General features: G+C 67.7%; 23 protein-coding genes. 4 read left to right on the top strand and 19 right to left on the bottom strand.

The window, feature by feature from the left end:
- Window positions 1-6: 6 nt before the first annotated feature.
- The 5 genes from AC1DYN_RS01095 to AC1DYN_RS01075 all read right to left on the bottom strand — a co-directional run bounded on the left by AC1DYN_RS01095 (window position 7) and on the right by AC1DYN_RS01075 (window position 5892).
- Window positions 7-1107: a DUF3570 domain-containing protein gene (locus tag AC1DYN_RS01095; RefSeq protein ID WP_477957239.1), complete on the bottom strand. Its 1101-nt coding sequence runs from the start codon at window positions 1105-1107 to the stop codon at window positions 7-9.
- Between the two features lie 37 nt (window positions 1108-1144).
- On the bottom strand, window positions 1145-1405 hold the full coding sequence (locus AC1DYN_RS01090; RefSeq protein WP_477957238.1) for a DUF4266 domain-containing protein: 261 nt from the start codon (window positions 1403-1405) through the stop codon (window positions 1145-1147).
- 34 nt (window positions 1406-1439) lie between these two features.
- Complete coding sequence (locus AC1DYN_RS01085; RefSeq protein ID WP_477957237.1) at window positions 1440-1949, bottom strand: TlpA family protein disulfide reductase; 510 nt, start codon at window positions 1947-1949, stop codon at window positions 1440-1442.
- Window positions 1950-1989: 40 nt separating this feature from the next.
- A complete protein-coding gene (locus AC1DYN_RS01080; protein ID WP_477957236.1) occupies window positions 1990-3252 on the bottom strand; it encodes a DUF1501 domain-containing protein in 1263 nt (420 codons plus the stop codon).
- 66 nt (window positions 3253-3318) lie between these two features.
- Window positions 3319-5892: a hypothetical protein gene (locus tag AC1DYN_RS01075; RefSeq protein WP_477957235.1), complete on the bottom strand. Its 2574-nt coding sequence runs from the start codon at window positions 5890-5892 to the stop codon at window positions 3319-3321.
- Window positions 5893-6140: 248 nt separating this feature from the next.
- Between AC1DYN_RS01075 and AC1DYN_RS01070 the strand changes: the two genes are divergently transcribed.
- On the top strand, window positions 6141-7211 hold the full coding sequence (locus AC1DYN_RS01070) for a hypothetical protein (RefSeq protein ID WP_477957234.1): 1071 nt from the start codon (window positions 6141-6143) through the stop codon (window positions 7209-7211).
- On the opposite strand, the gene AC1DYN_RS01065 is transcribed toward AC1DYN_RS01070, so the two are convergent.
- The 4 genes from AC1DYN_RS01065 to AC1DYN_RS01050 form a co-directional block, all read right to left on the bottom strand.
- On the bottom strand, window positions 7159-7800 hold the full coding sequence (locus AC1DYN_RS01065) for an NrsF family protein (RefSeq protein WP_477957233.1): 642 nt from the start codon (window positions 7798-7800) through the stop codon (window positions 7159-7161). The two genes, AC1DYN_RS01070 and AC1DYN_RS01065, sit on opposite strands and share 53 nt — an antisense overlap.
- Window positions 7797-8366 carry a sigma-70 family RNA polymerase sigma factor gene (locus AC1DYN_RS01060; RefSeq protein WP_477957232.1) on the bottom strand — a complete coding sequence of 190 codons (570 nt, stop codon included), beginning with the start codon at window positions 8364-8366 and terminating at the stop codon, window positions 7797-7799. The genes AC1DYN_RS01065 and AC1DYN_RS01060 overlap by 4 nt, the downstream gene beginning before the upstream one ends.
- 88 nt (window positions 8367-8454) lie before the next feature.
- Entirely contained in the window at window positions 8455-9360 is a 906-nt protein-coding gene (locus tag AC1DYN_RS01055; RefSeq protein WP_477957231.1) for a LysR family transcriptional regulator, read from the bottom strand.
- 34 nt (window positions 9361-9394) lie between these two features.
- Window positions 9395-11791: a putative bifunctional diguanylate cyclase/phosphodiesterase gene (locus tag AC1DYN_RS01050; RefSeq protein ID WP_477957230.1), complete on the bottom strand. Its 2397-nt coding sequence runs from the start codon at window positions 11789-11791 to the stop codon at window positions 9395-9397.
- 284 nt (window positions 11792-12075) lie between these two features.
- Here AC1DYN_RS01050 and AC1DYN_RS01045 point away from each other — a divergent pair, with 284 nt between their 5' ends.
- Window positions 12076-12375: a hypothetical protein gene (locus tag AC1DYN_RS01045; RefSeq protein WP_477957229.1), complete on the top strand. Its 300-nt coding sequence runs from the start codon at window positions 12076-12078 to the stop codon at window positions 12373-12375.
- A 21-nt stretch (window positions 12376-12396) separates the two neighbouring features.
- On the opposite strand, the gene AC1DYN_RS01040 is transcribed toward AC1DYN_RS01045, so the two are convergent.
- The 7 genes from AC1DYN_RS01040 to phnD all read right to left on the bottom strand — a co-directional run bounded on the left by AC1DYN_RS01040 (window position 12397) and on the right by phnD (window position 19100).
- Window positions 12397-12600, bottom strand: a complete 204-nt coding sequence (locus tag AC1DYN_RS01040) for a hypothetical protein (RefSeq protein WP_477957228.1) — start codon at window positions 12598-12600, stop codon at window positions 12397-12399.
- Window positions 12601-12783: 183 nt separating this feature from the next.
- Window positions 12784-14250, bottom strand: coding sequence for a phosphonoacetaldehyde dehydrogenase (phnY, locus tag AC1DYN_RS01035; RefSeq protein ID WP_477957227.1), 1467 nt, complete (start codon window positions 14248-14250; stop codon window positions 12784-12786).
- Window positions 14247-15344 carry an iron-containing alcohol dehydrogenase PsrA gene (psrA, locus tag AC1DYN_RS01030; protein WP_477957226.1) on the bottom strand — a complete coding sequence of 366 codons (1098 nt, stop codon included), beginning with the start codon at window positions 15342-15344 and terminating at the stop codon, window positions 14247-14249. Before psrA ends, phnY begins: the two co-directional genes overlap by 4 nt.
- A 1-nt stretch (window position 15345) precedes the next feature.
- Window positions 15346-16593, bottom strand: a complete 1248-nt coding sequence (phnA, locus tag AC1DYN_RS01025) for a phosphonoacetate hydrolase (RefSeq protein ID WP_477957225.1) — start codon at window positions 16591-16593, stop codon at window positions 15346-15348.
- On the bottom strand, window positions 16593-17408 hold the full coding sequence (gene phnE / locus AC1DYN_RS01020; RefSeq protein WP_477957224.1) for a phosphonate ABC transporter, permease protein PhnE: 816 nt from the start codon (window positions 17406-17408) through the stop codon (window positions 16593-16595). Before phnE ends, phnA begins: the two co-directional genes overlap by 1 nt.
- A 1-nt stretch (window position 17409) precedes the next feature.
- Complete coding sequence (gene phnC / locus AC1DYN_RS01015) at window positions 17410-18225, bottom strand: phosphonate ABC transporter ATP-binding protein (RefSeq protein WP_477957223.1); 816 nt, start codon at window positions 18223-18225, stop codon at window positions 17410-17412.
- A complete protein-coding gene (gene phnD / locus AC1DYN_RS01010; protein WP_477957222.1) occupies window positions 18222-19100 on the bottom strand; it encodes a phosphonate ABC transporter substrate-binding protein in 879 nt (292 codons plus the stop codon). Before phnD ends, phnC begins: the two co-directional genes overlap by 4 nt.
- Window positions 19101-19362: 262 nt before the next feature.
- On the opposite strand from phnD, the gene AC1DYN_RS01005 reads away from it, so the two are divergent.
- Window positions 19363-20244, top strand: a complete 882-nt coding sequence (locus tag AC1DYN_RS01005) for a LysR substrate-binding domain-containing protein (protein WP_477957221.1) — start codon at window positions 19363-19365, stop codon at window positions 20242-20244.
- 160 nt (window positions 20245-20404) lie between these two features.
- Complete coding sequence (ssb, locus tag AC1DYN_RS01000; RefSeq protein WP_477957220.1) at window positions 20405-20950, top strand: single-stranded DNA-binding protein; 546 nt, start codon at window positions 20405-20407, stop codon at window positions 20948-20950.
- A gap of 200 nt (window positions 20951-21150) precedes the next feature.
- On the opposite strand, the gene AC1DYN_RS00995 is transcribed toward ssb, so the two are convergent.
- From AC1DYN_RS00995 to AC1DYN_RS00985, 3 genes are read right to left on the bottom strand one after another with little or no spacing between them, the layout of a single operon-like run.
- Entirely contained in the window at window positions 21151-21750 is a 600-nt protein-coding gene (locus tag AC1DYN_RS00995) for a carboxymuconolactone decarboxylase family protein (protein ID WP_477957219.1), read from the bottom strand.
- A complete protein-coding gene (locus AC1DYN_RS00990) occupies window positions 21750-22658 on the bottom strand; it encodes an amino acid ABC transporter substrate-binding protein (RefSeq protein ID WP_477957218.1) in 909 nt (302 codons plus the stop codon). Before AC1DYN_RS00990 ends, AC1DYN_RS00995 begins: the two co-directional genes overlap by 1 nt.
- Window positions 22655-24013 (bottom strand): aspartate aminotransferase family protein, encoded by a 1359-nt coding sequence (locus AC1DYN_RS00985; protein ID WP_477957217.1) that lies wholly within the window; start codon window positions 24011-24013, stop codon window positions 22655-22657. The genes AC1DYN_RS00990 and AC1DYN_RS00985 overlap by 4 nt, the downstream gene beginning before the upstream one ends.
- Window positions 24014-24100 lie beyond the last annotated feature (87 nt).

The raw sequence follows: 24100 nt of genomic DNA, 5'->3' as shown, positions 1-24100 counted from the left end.
CGCCGTTCAGAACCGCTTGGCGAGTCCGATCTGCACGAAGGTGGCGCTGAACGCGCTCAGGCCCGGTGAGCCTTCACCGCCAACGTGCCACTTCGAGCGCTGCTCGTACCGCTCCACCTTCAGGTCGCCGGACCAGTCCGCCGAAAACCGCACTGCGAACTTCAGCCCCGCGGTCACGGCGCCAAAGGCCGACAACCGCTGGTCGGACGAGATGAACTCCGGCGGATTCGTGAAGTAGCCCGGGGGGTACGGTGCGCCCAGTGCAGGGTCGTACACCGGATCGAAGTAGAACGTGCTGGCGCTTTGCGAGTACAGGCGCAGCGACGGCGTCAGCGTGAGCCACCCGCCCGCAGGCTGAACCCACTCGATACCCAGGGTATGGGCCTTGATGCCGAACGTGTCGCGGTAGAACCGATAGCTCGTGCGCATCGAAGCATCGACGTCGGTGAAGTGATGGTTCCAGCGCAGCAGCACGATCCGCTGGTCACGCGTGCGGGGACGGACGTCGGGTTCCTTGTAGGGGTCGGAGTAGTGGCCCCGCCCCGCATTGAACGTGAGGGTGCCCTGCACGAGATCCGTGGCGGAAAGGGCTTGCGTGACGCCGAGCATGAGTTCGGTCGTGCGCCTTCGCTCGTCGAACAGCGCATCGTGGGATGAACCGATCCGGTCGTACGCATAGCCGTAGCCGATGTTCCAGGTGCGGTTGTTGTCATCGCTCGACAGGCCGATGGCGAACGATGCGGCCGAGCTGGTGTAGTCGTTCTCCTTCGAGCGGCTGAATCCTGCCGAATAGCTCGACCTGTCCGCATAGTGCGTCAGCCGCAGGTCCGCGGCCCGGCGCAGGTCGCTCATGCGCTGCGTCGCGCCCGAGATGGCGTCGTGGTAGCGTGGCGTCGCACCGGAAACGCTGTCGGCCACCACCGAACCTTCGATCGCCCACTTCGGCGAGATCGGCGCCATGAGGTAGAGAGAGGGCGCCTTCACCGTGATGCGGTCGAGGCCGGGTTGCCGGTCTTCGTAGTGCAGGTACTTCAGCGCAATCTCGCCTCGCTCGGGCGCGTTCTCCGCATGCGTTGCGACGCCGGGAAGCGCGAGCGCCGCTGCCACGATGGTGCAGGCCGCGCTCCCGCACCGTCTGCCCTGCTCAGTTGCAGCCACAGCCACCTCCGCCCACGCCATAGCCGCCCGAGGCGTTCTCCTTGCTGGCATAGATGTGCTGCACGAAGCGCTGATCGAGCGGGTCGGCGGCCATCGTCATCTCTGGCCTGGCGAGATGGCCGCGCTCCCAGGGGTGCGGCGGCGAGATCGCGCAACCGCCCAGGAGGCTGGCGCAGGACACGAGCGTGCAGAAGGGGCGGCAGAAGGGACGGAAGAAGCGAAAGACAGCAGGCATGGTGGGGCTCATGGGCGTTGTTCGTGGCAGTCGGGGCGGGGCGCGGCTACTTGGCGGCGAGCGCCTGCGCGATGCCTTTCTCGATCGAGGCGCGGTCCTCGTCCCTGAATCCCTGGTGGACCGCGATGACACGGCCGTCGCGGCCGATCAGGTACGACGACGGCATGCCTTGCACGCCGAACAGCTTGGCGCTGCTGCCCGCCGCATCGAAGGCGATGCGGAACTGCGCAGGGACTTCCGCCAGGAACGCCTGTGCGTCGGTGCGCCGTGCGTCCAGGTTGACCGCGACGATGTCGAGGCCTTGGCCGCGAAACTTCGCCTGCAGCTGATTCATGACCGGAAATGACTGCCGGCACGGGCCGCACCAGGATGCCCAGAAGTCGAGGTAGACCACGCGTCCCCGGAGCTGGGCGAGAGAACTCGTCCCTCTCTCTTCGGACAGGACGAGGTCGGGTGCAAGGGCACCGACGTCGACGGCCCAGGCGCCTTGCACGGCAAGGACGAGAAAGCACAGCGAAGCACCGAGACGGCGCAAGGAGGAAGGACGAATGATCATGGCTTCAGTCGAAAGGAGGGCGGGCAGCGGCAGCGATCGCTCAGAGGTGGGGGTAGCCGGTGTGCGCGCCGGGGTTGAAGAAGTCGAAGGCCTCGTCGGGCGGGACCTTCAGGTCGAACCGGGAATCGGTGGTGTTGATGCCCAGGTACTTGCGGATCGCTGCGTGGACATGGCGCGGGCGGATCACCTTTCCCCGCTCCGGGTCGACGGCGCCGGTCGCGACATTGATGGCCAGCTGCTCGTGATGCGGGCCGCTGGCGCCAAACACGCGATTGCCCCAGCGCGGGTTCGCTTCCATCAGGATCTGCGTGCCGACCGCCCAGTGGTCCTTGCCGCCCCCGGCATTCAGGTAGGGCGTGCGGCCGAAATCCGAGTAGATGCGCATGAAGATCCGGTCCGCGATACCGAGGTCTGCGGCCTTCTGCCAGACGTAGTCCACCGAGTCCGTCAGGTAGGGAAGTCTCGCGGCGTACTTCTTGTCGAGGTCGCGGTGGGCATCGAAGTAGCCGACCTGCAGTTCGATCGTCGAGACGATGCCGGCCTGCGCGGCCAGCAGGGCGATCTGTGCCTGGGTGAAACGGTCCGGCGTGCTCGGGGCCGCGGCGCGTTGCAGCAGTCCACGCGCCTGGGAGACGCCCAGGAACTGCTCGGTCACCGACCTCGAGAGCGGAAGCATGTCGGTGCGCTGGCGCATCGCGGCGAGCCGTTCGAAGCGCGCCGCCTGCAGTCGCGCCACATCGGCCGGCTTCATCAGGTCACGGGTCGCGGACGACGCGTTGGGTGTCGTCAGCGAGCGCCACGTCGCGACGTCCGGGATGGCCGTGGCAGCCGCCAGGCCGGCACTGATGCCGTACCCGCCCGAGTTGAGCCAGGCCATCGGGAGTCCGGCGCCGTGGACGAAGGCGAACAGCTCGGAAATGTTGGGGTACCCCATGCCGAGTTGTCCCGTCGCGTTGACGCGAATGCCGACCGGGTGCGTGTTGGTCTCGCTGTGCACACCGTTGATGACCAGCATCTGGCGGTAGTACTTGTCGAAGAATGCCTTGTTGGCCGCCATCGGCGCATACCGGATCCGGCCGGCCAGGCCGGCGGGCTTGCCTGCCGCGGCGTACAGGTTCATCGCGCCCTCCGTCTCCCGCGGGTCGGTCCATGAACTCTGGTCGAGGGCCCCGTCGGCGTGGATGTTGATCAGGATCCGCCCGGTGTAGGGCGATGCTTGCGCAAGCGCCTCGCCGGTCCAGGCCCATGCGGGAATGGCCAGGCCTGTCAGGCCCGTCACTTTCAGGAAGTCTCTACGCTGCATGTTGAATTTCCAGTGCTGTCTTGATGTGCGCCGTGCCGGCCGGGCGCCAGGGCATCGGCTCGGCGATCACTCGAAGAGGAACCTCGGATCGCCCACCATGTAGGCCACGATGACGGCCCAGGCCCGCGCGGCGTACGCAGGGTCGTTGCTGTTGTTGTAGGCACAGTCCAGGGGCTTCGGCGGTGCCGTCGCGCGGTCGTTCCAGGTGTCCTTGAAGAGCTTCACGGTGCGCTGCACCTCGACATCGGTCACCGCGGCATCGTCGCGCCACAGCGCCTTGTGCAGGTGTTGGATGTTTCGCGTGATGGCCTCCAGCCCGCCCGGCGTGTCCGGCAGGTCGGTCGACTTCACGTGCGGAAAGAGAAGCCGGTTCGCCGGGGTCTTCGCGAAGTCGTTCATCACGAACGTGCAGCTCTTGAGCGAGGCCATGCGATCCACCACCACGCTCTGCATCGTGGTATGCGCGCGTGCGGCGTTGAGGCGATCGGCGCCGTCGAACTCGCCGTAGACAACGCCGAAGCCCTTGTACGGGTCATCGAATCCGTCCCAGCCGAGGCCGAGCAGGGTCTTGAGCTTGCGGTTGAGCTGCGCCGGCGCCAGCATGTGGGTGCTGCCGACATCGCCGAGCTGTGCGGTCCTGGCGAGGTCGAGGCCGCTGGCGCGCGAGGCGGTGGCCCATCTGCTCAGCAGCAAGTCCGTCATCAGGTCCTTCGCGTTGAACCTGCCATGGCCCTGGTCGGCCTGGAAGCGCGCGGCCAACTCGGTGAACTCCGCGGACTGCGCCGCATGGGCCGCGAGATCCCCCGCGTACTGCGGGTTGTTCGTGTCGAACGGGGCCTCCAGCGGCTCGCGTCCCATGAGTCCCCGGTAGAAGAAGTGAACAGCGCCGAGCGAGAAGCGCGCGTCGCCCGTCACCTGTTGCCCCAGCCATTGCAATGCGGTCGGATTGCCCTCGAATCCACCCGGCATCGGCTTGGCGCCATRGCCCGGCGCGGCACCGTCCCGGAACCAGTTGTCGCCGCCCTTGTAGTACGGCCGGTTGTTCGCGTCCTTCGGATAGCGCCCGGTGAGGTATGTCGGGGGCAGGGCATGGTTGGTGCCCTTGTTGTTGTGCGGCCGGAAACGGTTCGTGTCGCTCCAGTTCTGGAACCCGGCGGCCATGGGATCGATGACGTTGTGGCAGACGGAGCAGTTGGGGTTCTCCACGGTCGGAACCTTGCTGACGGTCGCGTCGTCGAGGGGGCGTGCCGCGAGCGCGGTGACGTCGGTGGCGAGGAACTGCCGGAACAGCATGTTCACCCGATGCCGATTGCGATTGGTGTCGGTCGTCGGGAAGCGTTGCAGCCACGCATGGCTCGACAGCACGCCGGCGTGCTCCCGAACCCCTCCCAACCGCGCATTGGGGAGCGTGGCCATCAGCCACTCGTTGTCGTCCTCCTTGTTCTTGAACGTGCCCGAAACCTGCGCGCCCAGGTAGCCGGCCAGCAAGCCGTTGACGACGGTGTAGTTGGCGGAGACGATTTCGGTGTAGGGCCGCTCGTTCCGGACGATGAACTTCATCAGCTCGACGGGTTCATGCCTCACGGCTGCGTCGAAGCGGGCCTGAACGGCGGTCCGGGCGACGCCCTCCTTCTCGGCCTTGAGCATCGCGCCGGCGGATGGCCAATCGGCCGGATCCAGACCTTGTTCGTCGCCGAGCACGACGACGCCGGGCGTCAGGAACTGGGCTTCCCCCATGTCGTCGATCAGGCTTTCGAAGGTCGGCCCTTGCATGTAGCCACGGATGAGTTGGCGCAGCGCCGGCACGCCCCCGGCCTGCGCCGCCGCCAGTTCGTCGGCGCGGGGCGGGCGAYCGGCCAGCAGCACCGACGAGCGGGCAAGGACCGTCGCGGTCGATTCGAAGCCCACCCCCTGCCAGAAGCCGCCCGATGCCGGATGCACGCCGGTCGCGGGCGCAGCAGGCGCGCCGGCTTGCGGTGGCGGCTCGCCACCCGACGCGGCGTCGGTGCAACCCGGTTGCCGCATGTCCGACACCAGCTTGGCCAGGGCCTTGTACTGCGCCGAGTTCGTGTCCCCGAAAGGCCGTCCGCCCGTGTGCGAAGGCAAGCCCACCGACTTGGCGAGCAGCACCGGTCCCAGCGTCTTCGAGAAGTCGCGCAGCACGCGAAAGTTGTCGAGCTCGCTGGCGGTCGGCAGCAGCACGAGTCGCGTGCCGCCCGCCAGTCCCCCGGGCACGTGGCAGATCGAGCACTTGCCCTTGATCTCGGGAAGTATCGATTGCGTAAACGCAGCGAGCGGGGCGGCGCAGTTGGGCAGCGCCGACGCCGGACTCGGCGCATTGGACGGCGGCGGTGCCGGTTGCGTCGGCGGCATCGGCGACGCAGGCGGCGTCGGTGCAGGTGCCCCGACAGGCACCGTGGGCGCCGGGTCCGGAACGGACGGCGCGGCAGGGTCACCGTGGCTCGCCGTGCGTGCGTCCTCCGGATCGTTTCCCGCGCCGCAGCCGGCAAACCACGCGACGGCCAGCACGGCCGCCATCCGCGCCGCGAACGACGCCCGTGTCGCCGGGTGTGCAGGGTCGGCGGCAGCCGCAGACTGTTCGTGCCGTTGATGTGGACGCGTTTTCGGGCCAGACGCCATGTGCATCTCCTCCAGGGTTTGGTGGGCGGCGCAACCGCCGATCGGCCGCGATGTTCGCGAGGCCGGGCACGATCAACAAGCGACATTCGACAAACGCAGCGTTCGACGCAGACAACACTGGCCGGGCCAGCGTGAGGCCACGTGCAACGCTCGCATCGGCAATGCTCGCTTGTGGCCATGCGCCCTGCGGCCGAACATCGCTGCTTCAGGTGGCGGTACCGCCTTTCATCAGCTTGTGGAGAGCGACCGTGACGGTCAGCGACGGACTGCGTGTTGTTGGACTGAAGCGCGAGCCTCGGCTTCAGAAGGCGATGCTGCGGGGCTGGCAGCACCTGATGCGCGGCTCTCCCGGGCACCACCTGTACTGCGATGTTCCCCTCGACTGGATTCTTCGGGCAACGAAGAACGAGTGCGATCGCTCGCTCGCCAGCCCGCAGCGGCTGCGCCAGGTCGACTTCGTCCTGTGCACGCGGGCGGACGTTCCCCTGGTGGCCGTGCACCTCATCGACGGACCGGGACTGAACCATCGCCGCGACCCGCAGGAGGTCCGCCGGGTGCGGCATGCGCTGAGCGCCGTCAGCTCGGCGGGCCTGCGCGTCTGGACCTGGGACGCGCACGCGTTGCCGCCGCTCGATGTCTTGCGGCGACATGTGCGACGGCTGAGCCTGTCGATCGACGCAGCCACCGCGGGCAGGTTCGGCCACCGCGAATCGCAGGCAGGCGCGGCCGACGAAGGCGGCTGGTGCGGATGGCTGGAGACGCGATTCAACCGCCTGCGTTCACTTCTCTCCCATCGCTTCGCGCAGCCTCCCGCAGAGCCTGCGCGAAGCGACGCGGGGCGCCTGGCTCCCATCCTGTACGGGCTGGACGAGGCGGCGCTGCGAAGCATGGGCCGGGCCCTCGGGCGCCTGCTCGACAAGGTGCCGAACGCGCGCAAGGTGTTCCGTCACGCCGGCGCGCTCGAATGGGGCTTGAAGCGCCTGGGGGCCCAAGCCTTCCTCGCCCTGCCATTGAGCGTGCTGGCGGGCGCTTCGGTTCAATTGGGCGAACTGGGCGCCGCCCGTGCAGAGTCGCGTGCGATCCATGCGCTTCGAGCCAGGTTGCAGTCCGCCACGGCGCTGCGGCGGGCGCTGCTGATGGCCGAAGAGGAGGTCGAATGGGCCGGCGCATCGGGGGTCATCAGCATCGACGTGCAGGAAGTCGGGATGTCCACGTTTGTCGAAGTCGACCGTACATGGCATGGCGAGCCGACCCGCCGCGGACGCGTCACCACCGCAGCACCCACGGTCCGAGCATCGCACCGGCCAGTGCCGGGATGACCATCCCGGCGACATACCAGACACTGACGAAAGGCGCCTCCATCTCCGGGCAGTGCAAGGCGTACACCAGCGTCGCAGCCGCGCCGGCCAGCAACCCGGCGCTGGCCCCCGCGAGCGCCAGGCGCGTGGGAGCCAGTCCCCTGACGGCCCAGAACAGCGCCACCAGGAGCGGCACCGAAATTAGCGCGATGCTGAAGGCGCAGGATCTCCATGAATCACCGAGCACCAGGGCCTTGCGCTGGGCCGGGGCCGCTTGCACCATCACCCACGCCCCATACAGCCACAGCGCCAGCACCGGTGCGGCCAGGCCGATGCGCCATGCACCGACGCGCCCGCCGGGCCGCGACAGCCGCTCGGCCACGAAGAATGCGGCGACGCACAGGCTGCCGGGGACCGCCAGCTTGACCCAGAACATGGCCATGTGCGTCGCCTCGGCCAGATCGGGGTCGAAGCCCAGGTCGAGCACCATCACGGCCATCGCGCCGACGAATCCCAACCCGAGTGCGAGGCCCATTCGCCGAACCGCCACCCGGTAGGGCACCGGCTTGGCCGCTGCAGCCAGCAGCGAAACGAGATCGTCTGTCTTCACGCTCCACCCCTGATCCTGGCGGCCAGCGCCTTCAATCCCCGATGCACACCCACCTTGACGGCGGACTCCGACATGCCTGTCAGCCGAGCGGTCTCCGTGACCGACAGGCCCTCGACCTTGACGTGCAGGATCGGCAGGCGATGGCGATCCGGCAGCTCCTGCAGCAACTTGCCGAGGTCGCGCCGTGCCTCGGCGGCCTGGGTGTCGGTCGCGGCAAGGATCTCGGCATCGTCATCGAGCGGAATGTTGCGGGCCTCTCGCGCGTTGCGCGCGCGCAACCAATCCACCAGCTTGTAGCGCGCGATCGCATGCACCCAGGCCGTGAGCGGCTGGTCGCTGCGATAGGTGTGCCGTTGGTTGTGCACTGCGAGCAGGGCCTCCTGCGTGAGATCCTCGACGTCGTCCGGAAACCGCACCAGCCGCTTGCGCAGGAAAGCACGCAGATGCGCGCTCAGGTCCTTCAGGAAGGCATGGTAGGCCTCGGCATCACCGGAGAGCCCGCACAGCAGCTGCTGGCGCAGGCGTTCTTCGGTTCTGGCGACAGCCTGTACAGCTATTCGGTCCATGAAGCCCGTCGGTTACTGCAATGGCAACAATGAGACTGGTTGCATTCTGACGGGTGCCGCCACCGGATCCCCACGACGTTGCGCGACCTCACATCGCCGCGCGATGCCGCGCGGCAGATTCGACAAGGTGAAGGCAGAGTTCGGACAGGACCCGCGCCCCGTTCGGGCGTTCTCGCCGCAGGCAGATCCTGAGGTTGCGTCGCGCCCAGGCATCCGTGAGAGGCATGACGCGCACGTCCAGCGACGGCTCGGTGTCCACCAGCGACCTGGGCGCGATGCCCACGCCGACCCCCGCCTGAACCAGCTTCAGCAGGGTGGGGTAGTTCGACACCTGGACGCGGCTGTCCGTGCGCCTTCCCAGGGACGAAGCCAGGTCGGTCATGTACCGCTGCATGGGCGAGTTCGCCGACAGCGACACCATCGGAAAGTCCAGGCATGTCGCGAAGCTGACGGGCGCCGGGCCGATCGCCGTGAACGACCTGGAGACGACCGCGACCAGTTCGGCGGTGCGATAGTCGAAGAACTCGAGCTCCGGATGGCAGCTGTCGTGGACGGCGATGCCAAGGTCAGCCTTCTGGGCGGCCACGGCGGCGGCAATCTCGCTTCCATGGTGGTCCTCCAGGATGATGCGCACCCCCGGGTTCGAGTGCAGGAACGATTGAAGGTCCTCGGTCAGGAATGACATCGCCGACGTGCAGGCGAAGATCTTCAGTTCGACCTTGTGGCCGCTGGCATAGCCGGCGAGGTCCGCGTGCATTCGATCGAGTACGCGAAGGCATTCCCTGGCGTACTCGACCGTCACCATCCCGGCAGTCGTCACCCTGACGCCGCGGGCGTGACGCTCGAAGAGCAGCGTGCCGACGACCTCCTCCAGGTTTCGCAGGCGCAGGCTTGCGGACGACGGGGACAAATAGCACATCGCGGCACCCGCCGAGACGTTCTGGGTGTCGGAAATGGCGACGAGCAGCTTGAGGTCCACGATGTCGTACTTCATGCGTGCGTGCAGGGAAATGCGCCAAGGCGTGCCGTCACCGTCGCAGCCTCGCCGTCGATTCGAAAAGGGAGCTGTGGAACTCGTCGTGGTTCCAGGCCGCCAGGAACTCGCCGACCTTGTCGAGCGGCATGGCCTGGCTGACAAGGAATCCCTGGATCGCGGCGCATCCGGCCTGCTGCAGCAACAGTGCTTCATCCATCGAGCCCACGCCCTCGGCCACGGTGTCGATCCCCAGCGTCTGGCTGAGCGACAGGATCGCGTGAACGATGGCGCGGGCCTCACCGCACAGCGCGACGTCCTGCACGATGCTGCGGTCGATCTTCAGCGTGTCGAACCGGAACCTGCGCAGGTACGCCATCGACGAGAAGCCGGAGCCGAAGTCGTCCAGCCCGATGCGGTACCCGTGGCCGCGCAACGCGTCGAGCTGGCCGACGATCTCCTCGGTATTCGCCAGCAGGATGGATTCGGTGATCTCCAGCTCGACCCTGTCGGCAGGAATCGACGACGTGGCCGCACGGACTTCCTCGAAGAAGAGCGGCTCGGAGAACTGCGACGGAGACACGTTGATGGAGATGCGGATGTCCTGCGGCCAGCGTCTTGCGGCATCGCAGGCCTGCGCCGCGACCCAGCGGCCGAGCGCCGGCATCAGGCCGGCCGACTCCGCGATCGGGATGAGTTCTGCAGGTGCCACCTCCCCATGGAGGGCGCTGTTCCATCGCAGCATGGCCTCGAAGCCGAGCACGCGCCCGCTGCGCAGGCAGATCTGGGGCTGGTATTCCAGGCGCAACTCGCCGAGGTCGATCGCGTCTCGCAGGCATTGGCGCAGTGCGAGCCTGCGCTGGGGTTGCGTCTTGAATCGCGGCTGGTACTGCAGGCGGCGATCGCCACCCAGGCGCTTGGCCTCGTGCAGCGCCGCATCCGCGCAGCTCAACAGCGCGTCGGCACTGTTGCCATTCGCCGGCGCGACGGCGATGCCGCCGCTGAAGCGCAGTGGAATGCCGTGACTCCCGATGCGGTTGTCGGCCGCGAGATCGCTGCGCAGGCGTTCGAGATACACGAGGGCATTCGCTTCCCCGCCAATGTCGGAGAGGACGATGCCGAACTCATCGGCGCCGAGCCGCGCCACGATGTCGGTGCGGCGCGATGCCGCCTCGAGCCTTCGGGCCACCCAGCACAGCACCTCGTCGCCGACGGCATGGCCGAAGCGCTCGTTGACGTTCTTGAACGAGTCGAGGTTCAGGGTCATGACGGCGAAAGGCGTGAACGTCCGCGACGGATCGTCGAGCAGGCTGGCGATGTACTGGCGGAACTGGCTGCGGTTGGGCAGCCCCGTGAGCTCGTCGTTGCACGTGAGCCATTCCACCCGCTGCCTGGCGTTCACCTGGTCGGTGACGTCTGCGACCACGCCGCGCCAGCCCAGATGCCGGCCGCGGGCGTTCGACAAGGGGCGTCCGCTGATCGCCCACACCCGGGCCAGGCCGCCGACCTCGACTTGCAGGACCATGGAGTCGAACGGGCGGCAGGCTGCAAAGGCATCTCGAAGCGAGTGCCACGCCGTCAGGGCCTGCGGCTCGGACGGGACCTGGCGTCCCAGGATCGACAGGGCCTCGTGCTGGCTCCATGCGCTGGCTGGCACGTGCAGTGCCTGCTCGAGGCGCGGCGAGGCCCGAGTCAACCGCCCGTCGGCATTCATCTCCCACAGCGAGTCGTTCGAGTGGCGCTCGAACTCCTGCAGCAACACCGCGACTTCCTCGCTCTCGCGCGTGAGGTCGGCCTCGGCGTGGATGCGTCCGGCGAGGAGGTTGGCGCAGTTCCATGCGCCCGAGATCGCGATCAGGCAGTAGACGACCAGCAGGACCGTCAGCACGACGGTGCCGGTGCCGTGCGAGGCGACGAGCGCGACGATGCTGCCGGTCCCGAGGATGGCGACGTAGGCGGTGGCCGCCCGCGGAATGCTCGCGAGCGCGAGCGCTCCGCCGCCGATCATCCCGGAGACGACCGCGGCGATGAATGTCTGCGCCTGCGCATCCGATGAAGGGTAGAGCGCAACGGGGACCACGGCCCACATCAGCCCCAGCACGCAAGCGTGCAAGGTGGCGCGCCGGGTCGCGCTGGTGGATGCCCATCGCGTGGGACGACGCTTGGTCGCCCGATACCAGCCGCGAATCCCCTGGCCCACGACGAGCGAGAGGACCGCGAACCAGCCCAGCAGCACGACGTGGGAGACGAGGTGCCATGACGATCCGACCACGATGGCGGCGTTGACGAGGTTGACGGCCATGACCACCGGCGTGAACCGCAGCACGCCTCGAAGCTGGCTTGCGCGCAGCCAACCCGCCATGCCCTCGTCCAGGCCGCGCTCCAGGTCCGTCCATCGGGCGAGCCAGCCGTCCGCGCCGGTTCGCCGGATCGCCGTGTCCGGGCCGCTCATGTCTTCGCGATCACGTGCATGCTGACGCCGCCTCGCGGTGCATGGCCCCGCCGGCGTGGAATGCTGGCTTCACGATGTGCTCCTCCTCGGTCTTGTTCATGGGGCTCGCGAGCATTCGAACTCGATCCGCTGCATTGCCACGTCCCCTCAGCGGTAAGTTCGCATGTGGCGTGTCGCGGGTTACACCGGCGCGTGCAATTTGGCGAATGCAGGCTTTGGCGAATCTCGCTCGCCACGCCGAGGCAATGCGACGACGATTCGCGCGAAGTCCTCGGAGGAAAACCGTGAACAAGTACGAACTGCTCGCGCTTGCGATGCAAGTGCACATGAAGCTGTTGCGCACGCTGCGGCGCAACACCGACATCGACTGGCTGGCCGAGGATGTTGCATACATCCGCGAGATTCAACGCGTCTGCCGCGAGCATGGGAGCAGCGAGATGCGGATGTGGGCGGAGCGCCTCGAAGACGCGGCCGCGTCGATCCAGCTGGCTACGCAGGTGCCGCGGCACCCGGGCCCTGCCGCCACGGCCGCGCTCATGCCGGGCGATTTCGAGGACACGCGGCCGACGGGATGGGACGACTGAGACGGGTCGCAGCTTCGGGATTCACTGCGGCTCCAGTGCGATCAGCTTCAGGTCTGCGAGCAGGGCGACGTCGCACGCCAGCGAACCCGGCACCTGGCGCATGCAATCCTCCACGTGCCGGGTGCGGTCGATCAGGATGAGCAGGGCGCGGGCCTGCCACGGCAAGGGCAGGCGCCGTCGTCGTAGCTCGCGCTGCCCTCGCAACGTCCTGGAAAATTTCGCCATGCTCGTACAGCCTCATCGCAAGCGAACCGAGATCGACGCCCTTGGTTCAGGTCCGGCTGGCGTCGATCAGGGACGCCGTCGGCATGTTGGACGGCTCCTGCATCGCTGAGAAGCGGGATCTCTCGACAACGGCGTTGGGCGGTTCCGAACGCTGCCGGGGATCGACACGGACCTCGGCGTCGTCTACCAAGGCAGCGTGAACGTCTTCCCGTTGCAGAACGATTTGATGGCTTCCTGCACGCCCTCCTTGTATCCCAGCCCCGAGTCCTTGATCCCTCCGAAGGGCGTCAGCTCGATGCGGTAGCCAGGCACTTCCCACAGGTTCACGGTACCGACCTTCAGCTCCCTGGCGAAGCGCGTGGCATCGTCCATCCGATTGGTGCAGATGCCCGACGACAGTCCGAAGGCCGTGCCATTGGAGATCGCGATCGCGTCGTCGATGTCCTTGAAAGCGATGATCGGCGAGACCGGCCCGAAGGTTTCTTCGCGCACGAGTGCCATTTCAGGGCGCACACGGTCGAGCACGGTGGGCGAGTAGAGCGCACCGTCGCGCAGGTTGCCGACGAGCAGTCGCGCGCCCTGCGCCACCGCCTCCTCGACGCGCGCCTCGAACAGCCGCGCCGCAGCCGCGTCGATCACCGTGCCCATCTCGTTGCCCCTGTCCATCGGGTCGCCGTAGCGCCAGGCGCGTGTCTTCGCGACGACGCGCTCGGTGAACTCGTGCGCGACCTTCTCGTGCACCAGCATGCGCTTGATGGCCGTGCAGCGCTGTCCCGAGTTCTTGTACGAGCCCTGCACCGCGAGCTCGCTCGCCTTGTCCAGGTCGGCGTCGTCCATCACGATCAGCGGGTCGTTGCCGCCGAGTTCGAGCACGACGCGGCGGTAGCCTGCCTTGTGGGCGATGTACTTGCCGATCGAGACCCCGCCGGTGAAGGTGATCAGGTCGACGTGCGGGTTGGTCAACAGTTCGTCGGCGATCTCGCGCGGATCGCCGGTCAGCACCTGCAGCATCTGCGGCGGCAGGCCGGCCTCGTAGAGCAGGTCGGCGAAGTACAGCGCCGACAGCGGCACCTTCTCCGATGGCTTGAGCACCATGCGGTTGTTGGTCGCGATCGACGGCACCACCTTGTGCGCGACCTGGTTCATCGGGTGGTTGAACGGCGTGATCGCCGTGATCACGCCGAGCAGGGGCTCGCGCATCGTGATCACCTTGCGGCGCTTGCCGTGCGGCGTGAGATCGCACGAGAACACCTGGCCATCGTCGCGCAAGGCCTCGCTGGCGCCGAAGCAGAGAACGTCGGCGACGCGGCCGATCTCGTACAGGCTGTCCTGCTTCGACAGGCCCGACTCCGCGGTGATCAGGTCCGACGCCTCTTCGGTGCGCTCGCGCAGCAGGGCTGCAGCGCGGTTCATGATGGCGGCGCGCTCGTAGCGCGACAGCGTCGGCACGCAGGCCTGTGCGACCTCGTAGGCGCGGCGCACCTGTTCGAGCGTGGCCATGCCGACGGTTCCGACGCGTTCGCCGCTGTACGGATTGAGCACATCCAGGTGCCGCTCGGTGCGCACCTTCTCGCCGTCGATGCGCAACGCCTCGGCGCGGAAGATGGCGCCATCCTGTGTCTTGCCACCCAGGGGGATGCTCGCGTTCATGCCGTCACCTCGTTCGCCGTTCCGATGAAGTTCCTCCCGCGCGGGCCGGTCAACGCGTGGGCGACCATGGCATCCGCTTCTGCATCGCCGACACCGTAGTCGGCGAAACGGGTCTTCACGCCCAGCCCCTCGATGAAGGCGGTGAGCCGGCGCGGCGCAGCATCGAGCGGGCCGAGCGCCCGTTCGAGCACGGTGTCGCGGTCGCGCCTCTGGCCGATCGCGCGTTCCAGCACCATCGGCAGCGGGAACGAACAGGCGATGCCGTGTGGCAGGCCGTGGCGCAGGGTCATCTCGTAGGAGATCGAGTGCGCCAGCGCCGTGCGGGTGTTCGAGAACGCCATGCCCGCCTTCAATGCCGCGAGCGCCATCCGGCCACGCAGGTCGAGATCGTCGAGGTGCTTCATCAGCCTGGGCAGCGCGTCGAGGATGTCGTGCACTGCGGCGACCGCAAAGGTGTCCGACAACGGGTTGGCGTTGATGTTCCAGATCGATTCCAGCGCATGCGAGAGGGCATCGAGACCGCTCTGCAGCGTGACGCTGGCCGGCAGCGACAGCATCAACTCCGGGTCGATCAGCGCGACGGCGGGCCAGGTCTGCTCGAGGTGCAGCGAGTATTTCTTCTGCGCGGCGCGGTCCCAGAGGGTCGCCCAGGGCGTGACTTCGCTGCCCGTGCCGGCGGTGGTGGGCACGGCGATCAGGGTCTTCGACTTCGCCGGCGCGAAGGCCTTGCCGCCGGCGAGACCCGCCACCAGGTCGTCGAAGCGGCCGCTCTCGGTGCCGACCATCAGTGCCTTGGCGGTGTCGATCGCACTGCCGCCGCCGAGCGCGACGATCACGTCGGCGCCGCCCTTGTCGCGCCAGAAGGCTTCGTACTGCACGCACAGTTCGGCGACATCGGGGTTGGGCTTGACGTCGTCGATCACGCCCGCAAGCTGGTCCTTCAGCAGCTTCTCGACGCGAGCGACCAAGCCGAGGCTGCGCGCTTCCGCAAAGGTCACCAGCAGCGCGCGTCGGCCGGCGAGCAGCTTCGGCAGGGATGACAGGGCCCCTGCCCCGTAGACGCTGCGAACGGGGTTGAAGTATTCATTCGACATGTCAGCTTCCCTGGCGTGGCGCGGCGACGTGGTTCAGCGCGAGGTCGAACACGTCGAAGTTTCGCAGCCGCCGTGCCGGGTCCACGCCCTGCAGCGGCCGGTTGAAGAGAAGCGGCACCTTCTGCTCGGAGATGCCGCCGTGCGAGCGCAGCGGTACCGTCAGGCCGGAGAGGTCGTGGCGCGCGGCGCTGGTGCCGAGCACGGTGAGGTGGTCGCTGACAACCACGAGGTCGCCGATGCGATCACCGGCCAGCTCGAACCGCTCGACCGCCTGTTCGCGCGTCATCACCACGTCGATGCCCGGCAAGCCCTGCAGCGCACGCACCGCGTGGGAACGGGCCGCCACCGGCAGGTAGACCGTCGCGAACGAACCGAGCGCGCCGTGGTGCACGACGTAGGGGTCGGTGATCGGCAGGATCACGCGCGCCCGGCCGGTGCCCAGGTGCTGGTCCAGTGCCTCCTGCAGGTAGATCACGCGCGGCCGGCCGGCCGCATCGGTCTTGGGGCTCATGCCGTGGTCGGCGGTGAGGCCGATCACCGCGCCGAGCGCGTCGAGCTGCGCGAGGTAGCCGTCCATCATCGCGTAGAAGTCGTTGGCCTCGGGCGTGCCGGGCGCCGCCTTGTGCTGCACGTAGTCGGTGGTCGACAGGTAGGTCAGGTCGGGCCGTCGCGTCTCGAGCAGCTTCACGCCCGCGGCGAACACGAACTCGCTCAGGTCGGCGCTGTAGACCGAGGGCAACGGCTTGCCGACGAGGGCCAGCAGGTTGTCGATGCCGCATTCGGCAATCGTTGCCTTGTCCGCCTTTTCGGCCGAGAAGCAGATGCCCTTCATCCCGTGACCCAGCATCGTGCGCAGCTTGTCCTTGGCCGTCACCGCCGCGACCACCGCGCCGGCGTCGGCGAAGGCCGCCAGCAGCGTCGGTGCGCGCAGGTAGGCCGGGTCGTTCATCATCACTTCCCGGTCGGCGGCGACGTCGTAGAAGAAGTTGCCGCAGATGCCGTGCACCGAAGGTGGCACGCCGGTGACGATCGAGACGTTGTTCGGGTTGGTGAAGCTCGGTACCACGCAGTCGCCGATCAGCGAACTGCCGTTCGCCAGCATGCGCTGCAGGAAGGGGGCGACGCCCGCCTGGATGGCTTGCGTGATGTAGTCGGGCTCGCAACCGTCGACGCAGACCACCACCACCGGTGCGGCCGGCTTCAGGTAGCGGCGGCCGTTGGCCTCGACGGATTCATGGTTCGCGTTCATCAACGGGCTCCCTTCTGGATCCAGGCGCGCAGCCGGGTCGAAACGTAGTCGGCCACCATCACCATCGCGATGATCACGAGGATGCAGGTGGCGGTGTCCTGGTACTGGAACAGCTTCATGCTGCCGACCAGCTCGAAGCCGATGCCGCCGGCGCCGACCATGCCGAGCACGGTGGCCTGGCGCAGGTTGGTCTCGAAGCGGTACAGCACGACGGCGATCCAGGCCGTGATCACCTGCGGGATCACCCCGAAGATGACGATCTGGATCGGCCCGGCACCGGTCGAACGCAGTGCCTCGATCGGGCCCTGGTCGATCTCCTCGATCGACTCGGAGAAGAACTTGCCGAGCATGCCGGCGCCGTGCACCGCAAGCGCCAGCACGCCGGGGAACGGGCCCAGGCCGACGGCCGCGACGAACACGAGCGCCAGGATGATCTCGTTGATGCCGCGCGTGACGTTGAACACCTGGCGGGTGAAGTGGAAGACCACCATGTTCGGTGTCAGGTTGCGCGCCGCGAAGAAGCACACCGGCACCGCCAGGATCACCGCGAGCAGCGTGCCCCAGAGCGCGATCTGCACCGTCTCGATCGCCGGCGTGACCAGCTTGTCGATGAAGGCCCAGTTGGGCGGGAACATGCGCGACAGGAAGTCGGCGATCCAAGGCGCGCCCTTCACCAGCTCGCTGACGCTGACCTGGCTGCCGCGTGCGGCCCACCAGAGCACGCCGACGGCCGCGACGCCCAGACCGATCCGTGGCCACCAGCCGAGGCTGCCGCCCGGACGCGCCATCATGAAGGTATAGGAACCGATGTTCATCTCACGCCTCCTCGAGGGCGAAGTTGTGCAGGCCGGCGGCCGGCGCGTCGTCGCGCTGCGGCGGCGATGCCTGGGCGCGCCCTTCGTCGAGCCCCGGGTAGATGCGCTGCAGCACCTCGTCGGTCAGTGCCTCGGGCTTGCCCTCGAAGACGATGCGACCGGCCGAGACGCCGACGATCCGTTCGCCGAACTCCTTGGCGTAGTCGATCTGGTGCAGGTTGCAGATCACCGTGATGCCGAGCTCGCGGCTGGCCTGCTTCAGGTAGGTCAGCACGGTGCGCGAAGTCTTCGGGTCCAGGCTCGCCACCGGCTCGTCGGCGAGGATCACCTTGGGTTGCTGGGCGAGTGCGCGGGCGATGCCCACGCGCTGCTTCTGGCCGCCCGACAGGGTGTCGGTGCGCATCCCGGCCTTCTCGTCGAGTTCGACGTGCCGCAGGCATTCGCGGGCGATCTCGACGTCCTTGCGCGGGAAGACCTGCAGCCACGACAGCACCGACGGCACCGCGCCGAGCCGCCCGGTCAGCACGTTCTTCTGCACCGACAGGCGCGGCACGACGTTGTAGTGCTGGAAGATCATCGCGACCTCGCGGCGCAGCTTGCGCAGGCTCGCCGCGTTCGATGTCGCGAGCTCGCCGTCGATGTGGATGTCGCCCTGCGTCGGCTCGGCGAGCCGGTTGATGCAACGCAGCAGGGTCGACTTGCCGGCCCCGGAGGGCCCGAGGACGACGAGGAACTCGCCCGGTGCCACGTCGACGTCCAGGCCCTTGAGGACGTCGATCTCGCCGTAGCGCTTGGTCAGGCCGCGGATCTTGATCACTTCAGCTTCCTCAGGTCGAGGTTGAGGGCCTTCGCGGTGTCGCGGATGATGTCGTAGGCCTTGTCGTCGGTCGGGTGGAAGCCGTTGAGTTCGCCCTGGTCCGACCACGGGATGTCCTTGACCTGCAGGAAGGCGGCCTGCACGCGCTTCTTCAGTTCGGGATCGAGGTCCTTGCGCCAGACCGTGGGCGACTCGGGGATCGGGTCCGACTTCCACACCACCACCAGGTCCTCGCGCCTGGCCAGGCCCTTGGCGATGGCCGCGTCGAGGATGCGGTCGGCGATCGCGACGGCATCGATCTTCCTGTTCTGCACCGCGACGGCGTTCGAGTCGTGCGAGCCCGAGAAGATGACGCGGCCGAAGTCCTTGTCTGGGTTGAAGCCGGCCTTGATCAGCCCGGCCTTCGGGAACAGGTGGCCCGAGGTCGAGCTCGGGTCGACGAAGGCGAAGTTCTTGCCCTTCAGGTCGGCGACCGTCTTGATGCCGCTGTCCTTGTGGGCGACGATGAGCGAGTGGTAGTAGGTGCGGCCGGCCTTCTTGGTCTCGGCGACAGCGAAGGCCTCGATGTCGGCGACCGTGGTGCCGAGCACGTACGAAAACGGCCCGAGGTAGGCCACGTCCAGGCGCTTCGAGCGCAACGCCTCGATGACGCCGTTGTAGTCGGCCGCGACGAAGGGCTTGACGTCCATGTTCAGGGCCTTGGCCAGCATGTCCATCATCTTCTGGCTGTTCGCGATCATCGCTCGCGAGTCTTCCGAGGGGATCAGGCCGACCGTCAGCACGCTGGCGGCACGCGCCGGGGCGGCCAGGCCCAGCAAAGGCGCGCCGAGCAGCGCGGGGGCCGTGGCCAGAAGGTGGCGTCGAGTGAACTTCATCGTTGTCTCCTGTCGGTCTTGTCGGGCGGCCGCCGTCGCCGGCCGGGTGCGGTTCGGCGGCGGGCATCGCCAATGTCGTACCGACGGGAGCATTTGAACAATCCAAGTTTTTCTGGCGACACATTGAGTGGATCAATAGTTCGACAGGGAAAACGCGGGGAGTGCCGACCGCCCGGGTCGGCGGCGCCACCCTCCGTGGCTCAGATGAACAGGCGTCGCAGCAGACCTATAGTTCGCGCGGGGCCACACCGAAAGCAAGGTCATGCGTTTGACACAACTGCGGTCGTTTCACGCCGTGGCGACGACAGGAAGCTTCACCGGCGCAGCCGAGAAGCTGCACGTCAGCCAGCCCACGGTGACCACGCAGGTCGGGCAGCTCGAAGCGCTCTACAAGGTCGAGCTGTTCCATCGCACCGGTCGCCGCGTGCGCCCCACCGAACTCGGAGAGCGGCTGGCACATCTTTCGCGCCAGATATTCAGTCTCGAGGCCGACGCGATACAGCTGCTCGGCGACGCCGGCGAGCTGCGCTCCGGCCAACTGCGCGTGGCGGCCGTCGGGCCTTCGCACGTGACGGCCATGTTGGCTGCCTTCCACCAGCGCTATCCCGGCGTCGCGGTCTCGGTCGGCACGGGCAACTCGCAGGAGGTCCTCGACCGGCTGCTCGACTACCGGGCCGATGTCGGCGTGCTTGCCCAGGTGTTTCGCGACAAGCGATTCGTGTCCGTGCCCTACAGCGAGCACCCGGTGCTGATTTTCTGCGCCGCCACGCACCGCTTCGCCAGGCGGCGCACCATCCGCACGGCAGAGCTGCAGGGTGAACGCTTCCTGATGCGCGAGCCCGGCTCGACGACGCGCAAGGCACTGGAGTCGGCGCTGGCCGCGGCGGGGATCGAACCCGAGATCGTGATGGAGATCGCCAGCCGGGAGATCATCCGCGCGGCCGTGTCGCAAGGCCTGGGCATCGCCGCAGTGTCGGAAGCCGAGTACGTGCCGGGGCCCGGCCTCCACGCGGTGCGCATCAGCGATGCGGCGATTCACACCTACGCCCACGCCGTGTGTCTGGCCGAACGCCAGGACATGCGGATGGTTCGCGCGTTTTTCGACGTCATTGCGGGCAGCTCGAGCACGCCGCCGCAGGCATGAAAGGTACGGCGCCAGATTGCGCCCGGATACTGCCGCTGCCCATCCGGTAAAATGTGAGGGTGCAGGCCCCACGCGGCCGGTTCCCTCTGCAGCGGCTCGGATGCCAGCCTGGGAGCAAGCGACCAGAAATCAATTTGTCCCCTACATCAGGAGCCGTCCCATGGCCTCGATCAACAAAGTCATTCTCATCGGCAACCTGGGCCGCGATCCCGAAATCCGCTATTCCGCCAACGGCGCGGCGATCTGCAACGTCACCATCGCCACCTCGCGCAACTGGAAGGACAAGACCTCCGGCGAGAAGATGGAAGAAACCGAATGGCACCGCGTGGTGTTCTACGACCGCCTGGCCGAGATCGCCGGCGAATACCTGAAGAAGGGCCGTTCGTGCTACGTCGAGGGCCGCCTGAAGACCCGCAAGTGGCAGGACAAGGACGGCGTCGAAAAGTACACCACCGAGATCATTGCCGACAACATGCAACTGCTGGGCGGCCGTGAAGGCGGCGGCGGTGGCGGTGGTGGCGAAGAAGGTGGCAGCAGCTACGGCGGTGGCGGTGGCGGTGGCGGCGGCTACAGCCGCGGCGCGGGTGGCAGCGGCGGTGGCGAGCGCGCCGAACGCCCGGCCCCGGCCTCGCGCCCGGCCCCGACCAAGCCGGCCGCGAAGTCGTCGACCGGCTTCGACGACATGGACGACGACATTCCGTTCTGATGGCCTCCGCATTGCAGGCATGCAGCACCGCCTCGCAAGAACCGGATTGATCGACAGCCTGCAGGCCTCGCGACGCGCGACTTCAAGTCGTTCTCGCGCGAGATCGGCAAGGAGTATTTCACGCGCATCGCCGCGGTGCACGGCGACGGCACCGAGGTGGTCGGCGTCTTCCACAGCGACACCTGGGGCGAGTTCAACACCTACTTCAGGTTCACGCTCAACGGCGCGGGCAAGCTGTCCAGGCTGGAGATCGGCCAGGCCGGCGCGGGCGTCCGAGCGCCGTTCATCACCATCGACAGCAAGGCGTAGTAGCCGTTGATGCCCATCAGGTCGACCGTGCCCTGCTCGCCGAAGCGGGCCAGCGCGGCGGCCCAGGTGGCGTCGTCGATGCGGTGGTCGCGGTGCAGCTGCACCGAGAAATCGTGCACCAGGGCCTCGTCGTCGGGCATGCCGGATGGGCGCCTGCCTTCTGCGATGGCGGCGATGGTGTCGGCCGACACGCCTTCGCGCAGCGCGATCGGCGCATGGATCGCCCACTCGACCGGCTGCGTCCAGTGCCGTGCCGTCACCAGGATCGCCAGTTCCGACAGCCGCTGCCCGATCGCGCTGCGGTAACGCAGGTACTCGCCCAGGCGCTGCGCATGTTGCGCCAGCTCCGGGCTGCGCAGCATCGGCACGAACGGCTCGACCAGCGCCCCGCGCGGGCCGTCGATGATCTCGCGCGCGACCCGCTGCTGCGCCTCGGTCCACTGGGCCTCGGGGATCGGCGGCAGGCGGTCTTCGTCCATCGGGGCGCTCATCAGCGGTAGCCGGCCGGATCCGGCGAGTCGGTCGGCGTGGCGATCGCCTTCCTCAGCGCCGCCCCCATCGGGAAGTTCAGCGCGATGTTCTTCGGCGGGATCGGCTTCATGAACCAGCGATCGTAGATGCGGTCGATCTCGCCGCTCTTGAACAGCCCTGCCAGCGTGGCGTCGACGACGCGCTTGAACTCGGCGTCGCCCTTCGGGATCATGATCGCGTAGGGGTCGGCGCTGTAGCCCTCGGCGCTCAACGCGAAATCGTTCGGCGTCTGCGACGAGGCGGCCAGGCCGACCAGCAGGATGTCGTCCTCGAAGAACGCGACCGCGCGCCCGCTGCTCACCAGCAGCAGCGAATCCGCGTGATCCTTGCCGTTGACCATGGTCAGGCCCAGCTTGCGCGCCTGGTCGAGGTCGCGCACCCGCTTCACCGTGTTGGTGCCGGTGGTGGCTGCGATGGTCTTGCCCTTCAGGTCGTCGACGGTCTTCAGGTTGTCGCCCTTCTTCGCGATGAAGCGGGTGGCGACCACGAAGGTGGTGTCGCTGAAGCCGACCAGCGCCTGCCGCTCGGCGTTGTTCACGGTCGAACCGCACTCCATATCGACGGTGCCGTTCTGCACCAGCGGGATGCGGTTGGCCGACGTCACCGACTGCAGGTTGACCTTCAGCGCCGGCATCCGCAGCTCCTTCTTCAAGGCCTCGACGACATGGCCGCACAGCTCCATCGTGTAGCCGACCGGCTGGGCCTTGTCGTCGAGGTACGAGAACGGGATCGAGCTCTCGCGGTAGCCGATCGTGATGGCGCCGCTGTCCCTGATCTTCTTCAGCATGCCGGCGGGTTCCGCCGCCAGCGCCGGGGTGATGCAGGCTGCGGCCAGGCAGGCCGCGCGCAGTGTCGAAGATGGGGTCATGGGACGGTCCTTTCGATGGGGCTGGAAGGAAGTTCGCCGATCGCTTGGTCGATCGAGCTGCCGAGGCGGTCGACGATCTGGTCGATCTGGGGTGCGGTGACGATGAAGGGGGGTGCGAGCAGCACGTGGTCGCCGTGTCGGCCGTCGATCGTTCCGCCCATCGGGTAGACCAGCAGGCCGTTCGCCATCGCCCGTGCCTTGACCCGGGCGTGCAACGACAAGCCGGGGTCGAACGGCGCCTTCGACGCGCGATCGCGCACCAGCTCGACGCCCATCAGCAGGCCGCGGCCGCGGATGTCGCCGACGTGCGGGTGCTGGCCCAGCCGCTCGCCGAGTCGGCGCCGCAGGTCAGCCCCGCGCTCGCGCACGGCGTCGAGCAGCCGGTCGCGCTGGATCACCTGCTGCACGGCCAGCGCCGCTGCCGCGGCGGTGGGGTGGCCGATGTAGGTGTGGCCGTGCTGGAACAGCCCGCTGCCTTGCCGGATCGCATCGACGATGCGGCCGGACGCGAGCACCGCGCCGATCGGCTGGTAGCCGCCGCCCAGGCCCTTGGCCACCGTCATCAGGTCGGGCACGATGCCTTCCTGCTCCACGGCATGCAGCGTGCCGGTGCGGCCCATGCCGCACATCACCTCGTCGCAGATCAACAGGATGCCGTGGCGGTCGCACAGCGCGCGCACGCCCTCGAAGTAGCCGGGCGTCGCCGGCACCGCGCCCGAGGTCGCGCCGACCACCGTCTCGGCGACGAACGCGATCACGCGTTGCGGGCCGATGCGCTGGAAGGTCTGCTCGAGCTCGTCCAGCAGCCGCTGCGTGTAGGCCCGCTGCGATTCGTGCCCCTGGCGGTCGCGGTACTCGTAGCAGGGCGCCACGCGACCCACGTCGATCAGCAGCGGCGCGAACTGGCGCCGGCGCCATTCGTTGCCGCCGACCGCCAGCGCGCCCAGCGTGTTGCCGTGGTAGCTCTGGCGCCGCCCGACGAACACCTCGCGTTGCGGCTGCCCGGTCTCGACGAAATACTGGCGCGCCAGCTTGAGCGCCGCCTCGACGGCCTCGGAGCCGCCCGAAACGAAGTAGACCTGGTCCAGCCCGGCGGGGGCGTGCGCGACCAGGTGGTCGGCCAGCGCCTCCGAGGCATCGGAACTGAAGAAGCCGGTATGCGCATAGGCGAGCCGGTCGATCTGGGCATGCATCGCGGCCAGCACGTCGGGGTGCGCATGTCCCAGGCAGGACACGGCGGCACCGCCGCTGGCGTCGATGTAGGTCCGGCCATCGCGGTCGGTGATCTGGATGCCCTGGGCGCCCACGGCCACCGGTGGGGTCGAACGCAAGGAGCGGTGAAGGATCTTACTCATCGGACTTGAAACGTTTGAATCACATATCAATTCTATGCAACATTTAATCTTTTCGCAACAAGTGTTGCGAAAACGGATGCTCCGCAA

The sequence above is a fragment of the Rhizobacter sp. P2_D12 genome, from assembly GCF_056404395.1.
This window is presented reverse-complemented; position numbering and strand designations above follow the sequence as displayed.

Excerpts from the sequence above, each read along its gene's own strand:
- AC1DYN_RS00995 (WP_477957219.1), bottom strand. The coding sequence starts at position 21,750 with ATGAGCGCCCCGATGGACGAAGACCGCCTGCCGCCGATCCCCGAGGCC.
- AC1DYN_RS01040 (WP_477957228.1), bottom strand. The coding sequence starts at position 12,600 with ATGGCGAAATTTTCCAGGACGTTGCGAGGGCAGCGCGAGCTACGACGA.
- AC1DYN_RS01055 (WP_477957231.1), bottom strand. The coding sequence starts at position 9,360 with ATGAAGTACGACATCGTGGACCTCAAGCTGCTCGTCGCCATTTCCGAC.
- AC1DYN_RS01080 (WP_477957236.1), bottom strand. The coding sequence starts at position 3,252 with ATGCAGCGTAGAGACTTCCTGAAAGTGACGGGCCTGACAGGCCTGGCC.
- AC1DYN_RS01090 (WP_477957238.1), bottom strand. The coding sequence starts at position 1,405 with ATGAGCCCCACCATGCCTGCTGTCTTTCGCTTCTTCCGTCCCTTCTGC.
- AC1DYN_RS00985 (WP_477957217.1), bottom strand. The coding sequence starts at position 24,013 with ATGAGTAAGATCCTTCACCGCTCCTTGCGTTCGACCCCACCGGTGGCC.
- AC1DYN_RS01085 (WP_477957237.1), bottom strand. The coding sequence starts at position 1,949 with ATGATCATTCGTCCTTCCTCCTTGCGCCGTCTCGGTGCTTCGCTGTGC.
- phnA (WP_477957225.1), bottom strand. The coding sequence starts at position 16,593 with ATGAACGCGAACCATGAATCCGTCGAGGCCAACGGCCGCCGCTACCTG.
- phnY (WP_477957227.1), bottom strand. The coding sequence starts at position 14,250 with ATGAACGCGAGCATCCCCCTGGGTGGCAAGACACAGGATGGCGCCATC.
- AC1DYN_RS01005 (WP_477957221.1), top strand. The coding sequence starts at position 19,363 with ATGCGTTTGACACAACTGCGGTCGTTTCACGCCGTGGCGACGACAGGA.
- phnE (WP_477957224.1), bottom strand. The coding sequence starts at position 17,408 with ATGAACATCGGTTCCTATACCTTCATGATGGCGCGTCCGGGCGGCAGC.
- AC1DYN_RS01050 (WP_477957230.1), bottom strand. The coding sequence starts at position 11,791 with ATGAGCGGCCCGGACACGGCGATCCGGCGAACCGGCGCGGACGGCTGG.
- AC1DYN_RS00990 (WP_477957218.1), bottom strand. The coding sequence starts at position 22,658 with ATGACCCCATCTTCGACACTGCGCGCGGCCTGCCTGGCCGCAGCCTGC.
- psrA (WP_477957226.1), bottom strand. The coding sequence starts at position 15,344 with ATGTCGAATGAATACTTCAACCCCGTTCGCAGCGTCTACGGGGCAGGG.
- ssb (WP_477957220.1), top strand. The coding sequence starts at position 20,405 with ATGGCCTCGATCAACAAAGTCATTCTCATCGGCAACCTGGGCCGCGAT.
- phnD (WP_477957222.1), bottom strand. The coding sequence starts at position 19,100 with ATGAAGTTCACTCGACGCCACCTTCTGGCCACGGCCCCCGCGCTGCTC.
- AC1DYN_RS01060 (WP_477957232.1), bottom strand. The coding sequence starts at position 8,366 with ATGGACCGAATAGCTGTACAGGCTGTCGCCAGAACCGAAGAACGCCTG.